The organism is Pseudomonas sp. BP11-1-1, assembly GCF_052112105.1.
Taxonomy (GTDB): Bacteria; Pseudomonadota; Gammaproteobacteria; order Pseudomonadales; family Pseudomonadaceae; genus Aquipseudomonas; species Aquipseudomonas alvandae.
Genome location: NZ_JAUTYU010000003.1, coordinates 676084 through 682083, shown reverse-complemented (window position 1 = coordinate 682083; position 6000 = coordinate 676084). Strand labels below are relative to the sequence as shown.

General features: G+C 62.8%; 6 protein-coding genes and 1 pseudogene. 6 read left to right on the top strand and 1 reads right to left on the bottom strand.

What is annotated here, in order from left to right; all coding sequences use genetic code 11:
• Window positions 1-307: pseudogene (locus Q7C33_RS09635) on the bottom strand (hypothetical protein); the annotation flags it as partial.
• Here Q7C33_RS09635 and Q7C33_RS09630 point away from each other — a divergent pair.
• The 6 genes from Q7C33_RS09630 (at window position 306) to Q7C33_RS09605 (ending at window position 5929) form a co-directional block, all read left to right on the top strand.
• On the top strand, window positions 306-1055 hold the full coding sequence (locus Q7C33_RS09630) for an AraC family transcriptional regulator (protein ID WP_198796438.1): 750 nt from the start codon (window positions 306-308) through the stop codon (window positions 1053-1055). The pseudogene Q7C33_RS09635 and the gene Q7C33_RS09630 sit on opposite strands and share 2 nt — an antisense overlap.
• Window positions 1056-1285: 230 nt before the next feature.
• Entirely contained in the window at window positions 1286-2104 is an 819-nt protein-coding gene (locus Q7C33_RS09625; protein ID WP_030140726.1) for an ABC transporter substrate-binding protein, read from the top strand.
• A gap of 10 nt (window positions 2105-2114) precedes the next feature.
• Window positions 2115-3893, top strand: a complete 1779-nt coding sequence (gene lhpI, locus Q7C33_RS09620) for a cis-3-hydroxy-L-proline dehydratase (protein ID WP_407683292.1) — start codon at window positions 2115-2117, stop codon at window positions 3891-3893.
• Window positions 3886-4551 (top strand): amino acid ABC transporter permease, encoded by a 666-nt coding sequence (locus tag Q7C33_RS09615; RefSeq protein WP_030140724.1) that lies wholly within the window; start codon window positions 3886-3888, stop codon window positions 4549-4551. Before lhpI ends, Q7C33_RS09615 begins: the two co-directional genes overlap by 8 nt.
• Before the next feature lie 12 nt (window positions 4552-4563).
• Entirely contained in the window at window positions 4564-5214 is a 651-nt protein-coding gene (locus Q7C33_RS09610) for an amino acid ABC transporter permease (RefSeq protein ID WP_198796435.1), read from the top strand.
• A complete protein-coding gene (locus Q7C33_RS09605) occupies window positions 5207-5929 on the top strand; it encodes an amino acid ABC transporter ATP-binding protein (RefSeq protein ID WP_030140722.1) in 723 nt (240 codons plus the stop codon). The genes Q7C33_RS09610 and Q7C33_RS09605 overlap by 8 nt, the downstream gene beginning before the upstream one ends.
• The last annotated feature ends 71 nt before the right edge of the window (window positions 5930-6000 follow it).

Below are 6000 nucleotides of genomic sequence, written 5' to 3'. Positions count from 1 at the left end.
CCTTCGGCCCGGCGCGAATCGAAACCTTGCTGAACCTGGAAGAAACCCCGCCCACCTGAACCCACAGACTCTTCTGTGGGAACGAGCTTGCTCGCGAATGCGTCGGCACATCTGGCATTGATGCAAGCTGACCCACCACTTTCGCGAGCAGGCTCGCTCCCACAGGGATTTGAGGCGGACTTTTGAACTTTGCAGGCATCGCAGACCCCATGTGGGAGCGAGCTTGCTCGCGATGGCGGCGTGACAGACAGCACATTTTCGACTGACACTGCGCCATCGCTCCCACACAAAAGACGACGCCGGTCATGCACCCCTCGCTCACCTCCCTCGCCCCCTGCGACCTCGACACCCTGCTGCGCAGCCTGCAAGCCATCGCGCCGTTGCTCGATACCCTCTCCGACACCGTGTTTTTCATCAAGGACAATCAAGCCCGCTACGCCTTCGTCAACCAGACCCTCGCCCGGCGTTGCGGCTTCAAGCACTGCAATGACCTTGTGGGCCTCACCGCCGAGCAGGTATTCCCCGAACGCTTCGGCCCGCTGTACACCGAACAGGATCGACGCGTGCTCGCCAGCGGACGGGAGCTGGCCGACCAGCTCGAATTGCACCTTTATTACGGCAACCAGCCGGTGTGGTGCCTGACCCACAAGCTCGCCTTGCGCGAGCCCTCGGGCCGGATCGTTGGCCTGGCCGGGATCTCCCGTGATTTGCAATCGCCACAAGCCAGCCATCCAGCCTTCCAGAAACTGGCGGCGGTGGATGCGCATATCAAGCTGCACTTCGCCCGTCCCATCAGCCTGGCGGAACTCACCGCCATTGCCGGCTTGTCGGTGGCGCAATTGGAGCGGCACTGCAAGCGCATCTTCCAACTCACGCCCCGCCAGATGATTCACAAGGCGCGCCTGGAAGAAGCCTCGCGACTGTTACTGGAACCGGATTTACCCATCACCGAAATCGCCCTGCGCTGCGGCTACACCGATCACAGTGCGTTCAGCCGCCAGTTCCGCGCGCTGACGAGCCTTTCCCCCAGCCAGTACCGAGAAAACCAGCGCTGACGTTGTTCCTTTACAGGGCAGCCTCTCACGCACTGCTCCCATCTGTAACACCGTCATTCTGCCCCGCTCGCCTGGCACCACCGGAGCAGTTCCAACAATCGCCCAATTATCAAAGCCTTACCTGAAACCGAGCTTGCAGCATAAAACAGGCACGTCGATTGCTTATCTAATATCGTATACGAAATCCTCAATACGATATCTCACCGCATTTATTCGACAGCGAGGCCTTTATGAAAAACCGTGCATTAGCCGCAGCCCTCAGCGTTGTCCTCTTTCCCCTGATTGCCCTTCCCGCCCATGCCGACAAGCTCGACGACATCATCGGCTCGGGCAAGCTGCGTTGCGCCGTCACACTGGATTTTCCGCCCATGGGCTTTCGTGATGAAAGCAACAAGCCGGCGGGGTTCGACGTCGACTATTGCAACGACCTGGCGAAAATCCTTGGCGTAGACGCCGAAGTGGTGGAAACACCGTTCTCCGACCGCATCCCCGCGCTGCTTTCCGGCCGCGCCGATGTCATCGTTGCCTCCACGTCCGACACCCTGGAGCGGGCCAAGACCGTCGGCCTGACCGTGCCCTACTTCGCCTTCCAGATGGTGGTATTGACCCGCGACGACACCGGCATCAACAGCTACGCCGACCTCAAGGGCAAGAAACTCGGCAACACCAGCAGCACCTACGAAGCGATCGCCCTGGAGAAGGACCAGAAGAGTTGGGGCAGCGGCAGTTTCCGTGCCTACCAATCCCAGAACGACACACTGCTGGCCGTGGCCCAAGGGCACATCGATGCCACCGTGGTCACCAACACCGTCGCCGCCGCCACCATCAAGTCGGGCAAATACAAGGGGCTGAAAATCGCCGGTAATGCACCTTACGTCATCGACTACGTGTCCCTCGGCGCCAAGCGCAGCGAGTATGGCCTCATCAACTACCTCAACCTGTTCGTCAACCAGCAAGTGCGCACCGGTCGGTACAACGAGCTGTTCGTCAAATGGGTCGGCACGGAAATCCCACCGGCCAACCTGACCGTGCCGCAGGTCTACTACTGAGGAGCGCGGTATGCCAAGCACGCCTATCTGCTTGCAAGGTCGTAGCCTGGTGGAGGGTGCCGCCCAGGGCACCCTGCTGTTCGCTGACGTTGGCCTGAGCTTTTGGGGCGGAGTCGATCCGGCCTCGGGCGAAGTCATCGATCGCCATCACCCCCTCAGCGGCCAGCGCCTTGCGGGTCGGGTGCTGGCGATTCCCAGCGGACGCGGTTCCTGCACCGGCAGCAGCGTGCTGATGGAGCTCATCAGCAACGGCCATGCGCCAGCCGCCCTGGTGCTGGCCGAGGCTGATGAAATCCTTGTTCTGGGCGTGCTGGTGGCCGAGGTGATTTTCCAACGTTCGCTGCCAGTGTTGTGCATCGGCCGCGAGGCATTCGAGGGCTTGCGAGGTCAAGGATTCGCGCGCATCGAGGGAAGTTGCCTGACGTTGTCCGGGCGCCGGCCCAACGATCAATGGTACGCGGCGGATATCCCCTCGCAACCGATAGCACCCTCCACCGTCCGTCTGAACGAACGGGACCAGGCGTTGCTTGACGGTGCATACGGCAAGGCTGCAAAAGTGGCAATGGGAATCGTCCTGCGAATGGCCGAGATCCAGGGCGCCGATGAACTGCTGGACATCACCCAGGCGCACATCGACGGCTGCATCTATACCGGCCCGGCCAGCCTGCGGTTTGCCGAACAGTTGGTGCAGTGGGGGGCGAAAGTGAGCGTGCCCACGACACTCAATTCGATTTCCGTGGACCAACGTCGCTGGCGCGAATTGGGTGTCGACCCGGCATTGGGCGAACCCGCCAGCGCCCTGGGCGACGCTTATATGGCCATGGGCGCGCAGTTGAGCTTCACCTGCGCGCCCTACCTGCTGAACACCGCACCCACCGTCGGCGAGCAGATCGTCTGGGCCGAATCCAACGCAGTGGTCTACGCCAACAGCGTGCTAGGTGCCCGAACGCAGAAGTACCCGGATTTTCTCGACATCTGCATCGCCCTGTGTGGCCGCGCGCCGTTGGCCGGTTGTCATCTCGATGATCAGCGCAAGGCCGGGCTGATCGTCAAAGTCCCCAGGCTCGATTCAATGGATGACAGCTTCTACCCGCTGCTGGGCTATCACATCGGCAGCCTGACGGGCCGACGCATCCCGCTGATCCAGGGGCTGGAAAACACCGCGCCCAACCTCGACGACCTGAAGGCTTTTGGCGCGGCGTTCGCCACCACCAGCGCGGCGCCGCTGTTCCACATCGCCGGGGTGACGCCGGAGGCCATGGACCCGGCCGCGGTGCTGGATCGCGACGCCGTGTTACCCACGGAAACCGTCGACATGGCGGGATTGCTCGCCAGCTGGCGCGAGCTCAACAGCGCCCGGCACAGGCACGTGGACGTGGTGTCCCTGGGCAATCCGCACTTTTCCCTCAGTGAATTCGCCGCCTTGGCAGGATTGTGTGCGGGACGGATCAAACACCCCGACGTGGTCCTCGCGATCACCTGCGGCCGGGCCGTGCTGGAGCAGGCGTGCCAGGCCGGGTACCTGGAGGCGATCCAGGCCTTCGGCGCAACGCTGGTTACCGACACCTGCTGGTGCATGCTGGGCGAGCCGGTGATCCCGCCGGCCGCTACCACCTTGATGACCAACTCCGGCAAATACGCGCACTACGCACCAGGCCTGGTGGGACGTGGCGTGCATTTTGCCAGTTTGGCCGAATGCGTCGAGGCCGCCTGCACCGCCACGGCCAGCGGCGAGCCACCGCAATGGCTGCAACCCTCCGCGGCCAAGGGGAACCCGAGCCATGTTTGACTACACGTTCCAATGGCGCCCGGCGCTACGCGCCCTGCCCGATATGTTCGCCGGCGCCTGGGTCACCTTCGAGACCGCCGCGTTGTCGATGATCTTCGGCGTGCTGATCGCCCTGGTCCTGACGGTGATGCGCCAGGCACGTCATCCGCTGCTACGCGGTGTCGGCAACGGCTGGGTATCGATCGCCCGTAACACGCCGTCGTTGTTCCAGATCTACATCCTCTACTTCGGCCTCGGCTCCCTCGGGCTGCACGTCAGTTCATGGTTCGCCCTGCTGGCGGGCATTACCTTCAACAACGCCGGCTACCTGGCGGAGAACTTTCGCGGCGGCCTCAAGGCCGTGCCGGGCACGCAGATGCGCGCCGCTCGCTCCTTGGGCATGAGCGCGTTCCAGGCCTACCGGATGATCATCGTCCCGCAACTGCTGCGCATCGTTTTCTACCCGCTGACCAACCAGATGGTCTGGGCGGTGCTGATGACGTCCCTCGGCGTGGTGGTCGGCCTGAACAACGACCTCACCGGGGTGACGCAGGAATACAACGTCAAGACATTCCGCACCTTCGAATATTTCGCCCTCGCGGCGGTGCTCTATTACCTGATCGCCAAGCTGATCGTCGGGCTGGCCCGACTGTTGTCCTGGCGCTTGTTTCGTTATTGAGGAGGGCTGGTCATGTTTTCTACAAGCCTTACCGTCAACGACCTGTTGTATCTGCTCGAAGGTGCCTGGGTCACGGTGCAGTTGACCGCCTGGTCGATCCTGCTCGGCACCCTCGCCGGCTTGCTGTTCGGCCTGTTGCGGGCGCTGTTGCCCCGGGCGAGCCTGCCGCTCGCGTGGGTGTTGGATGCGTTTCGCAGCGTGCCGCTGCTGATCCAGTTCGTGCTGTTCAACTCCCTGAAGAGCATCGTCGGCCTGGACCTCAGTGCCTTTGCCGTCGGTTGCATCGTGCTCGGCGTCTACGCCGCCGCGTATTTCACCGAGATCGTCCGGGGCGGCGTGCTGGCGGTGCCGCTGAGCACCCGGCGGGCCAGCCGGTCATTGGGACTGAGCTATTTGCAGGACCTGCGTTTCATCGTCCTGCCGATTGCCACCCGCGTTGCCTTTCCCGGTTGGCTGAACCTGGTCCTCGGGGTGATGAAAGACACCGCGCTGGTGATGTGGATCGGCATCGTCGAGCTGCTGCGGGCTTCGCAAACCATCGTCACGCGTATTCAGGAACCCCTGCTGGTGCTGTGCATCGCGGGCCTCATCTACTACGTCATGAGCCTGGTGGTCGCCCGCCTCGGCGCTCGCCTGGAAAGAAGGTGGCAGGAAAATGATTGAGATCGAAAACGTGCATAAATCCTTCGGCAACCTCGAAGTGGTCAAGGGCGTCAGCCTGACGGTGGACAAGGGCGAGGTCGTGTCGATCATCGGTGGCTCCGGTTCCGGTAAATCGACCCTGCTGATGTGCATCAACGGCCTGGAGCCGATCCAGAAAGGCAGCATCCGCGTAGACGGCGTGGAGGTCCACGACAGCGCCACCGACCTCAACCGGCTGCGGCAGAAAATCGGCATCGTCTTCCAGCAATGGAACGCCTTCCCCCACCTGACCGTGCTGGAAAACGTCATGCTGGCGCCGCGCAAGGTGCTGGGCAAGAGCAAGCAGGACGCCGAGGCGCTGGCGGTCAGGCAGCTCGAGCACGTGGGCCTCGGGGACAAGCTCAAGGCCTTCCCCGGCAAGCTCTCCGGCGGACAGCAGCAGCGCATGGCCATCGCCCGGGCGCTGGCGATGTCGCCGGACTACATGCTGTTCGACGAAGCCACCTCGGCCCTCGATCCGCAACTGGTCGGCGAAGTGCTCGACACCATGCGCATGCTCGCCGAAGACGGCATGACCATGGTCCTGGTGACCCACGAGATCCGCTTCGCCCGGGACGTGTCCGACCGGGTGGCGTTCTTCTGCAATGGGCGGGTCCATGAGATCGGGCCGCCGGACCAAGTGATTGGCAATCCGGTGCAGCCGGAGACGGCGGTGTTCCTTAAATCGGTGAAATAGCCGATGGCCTCATCGCGAGCAAGCTCGCTCCCACACTGTTTCGTGTGCACCACAAAACCCTTTGTGGGAGC

Bases quoted from the DNA above. Each gene is read 5' to 3' on its own strand.
- Q7C33_RS09625 (WP_030140726.1), top strand. From the start codon at position 1,286: ATGAAAAACCGTGCATTAGCCGCAGCCCTCAGCGTTGTCCTCTTTCCC.
- Q7C33_RS09615 (WP_030140724.1), top strand. From the start codon at position 3,886: ATGTTTGACTACACGTTCCAATGGCGCCCGGCGCTACGCGCCCTGCCC.
- Q7C33_RS09605 (WP_030140722.1), top strand. From the start codon at position 5,207: ATGATTGAGATCGAAAACGTGCATAAATCCTTCGGCAACCTCGAAGTG.
- Q7C33_RS09630 (WP_198796438.1), top strand. From the start codon at position 306: ATGCACCCCTCGCTCACCTCCCTCGCCCCCTGCGACCTCGACACCCTG.
- Q7C33_RS09610 (WP_198796435.1), top strand. From the start codon at position 4,564: ATGTTTTCTACAAGCCTTACCGTCAACGACCTGTTGTATCTGCTCGAA.
- lhpI (WP_407683292.1), top strand. From the start codon at position 2,115: ATGCCAAGCACGCCTATCTGCTTGCAAGGTCGTAGCCTGGTGGAGGGT.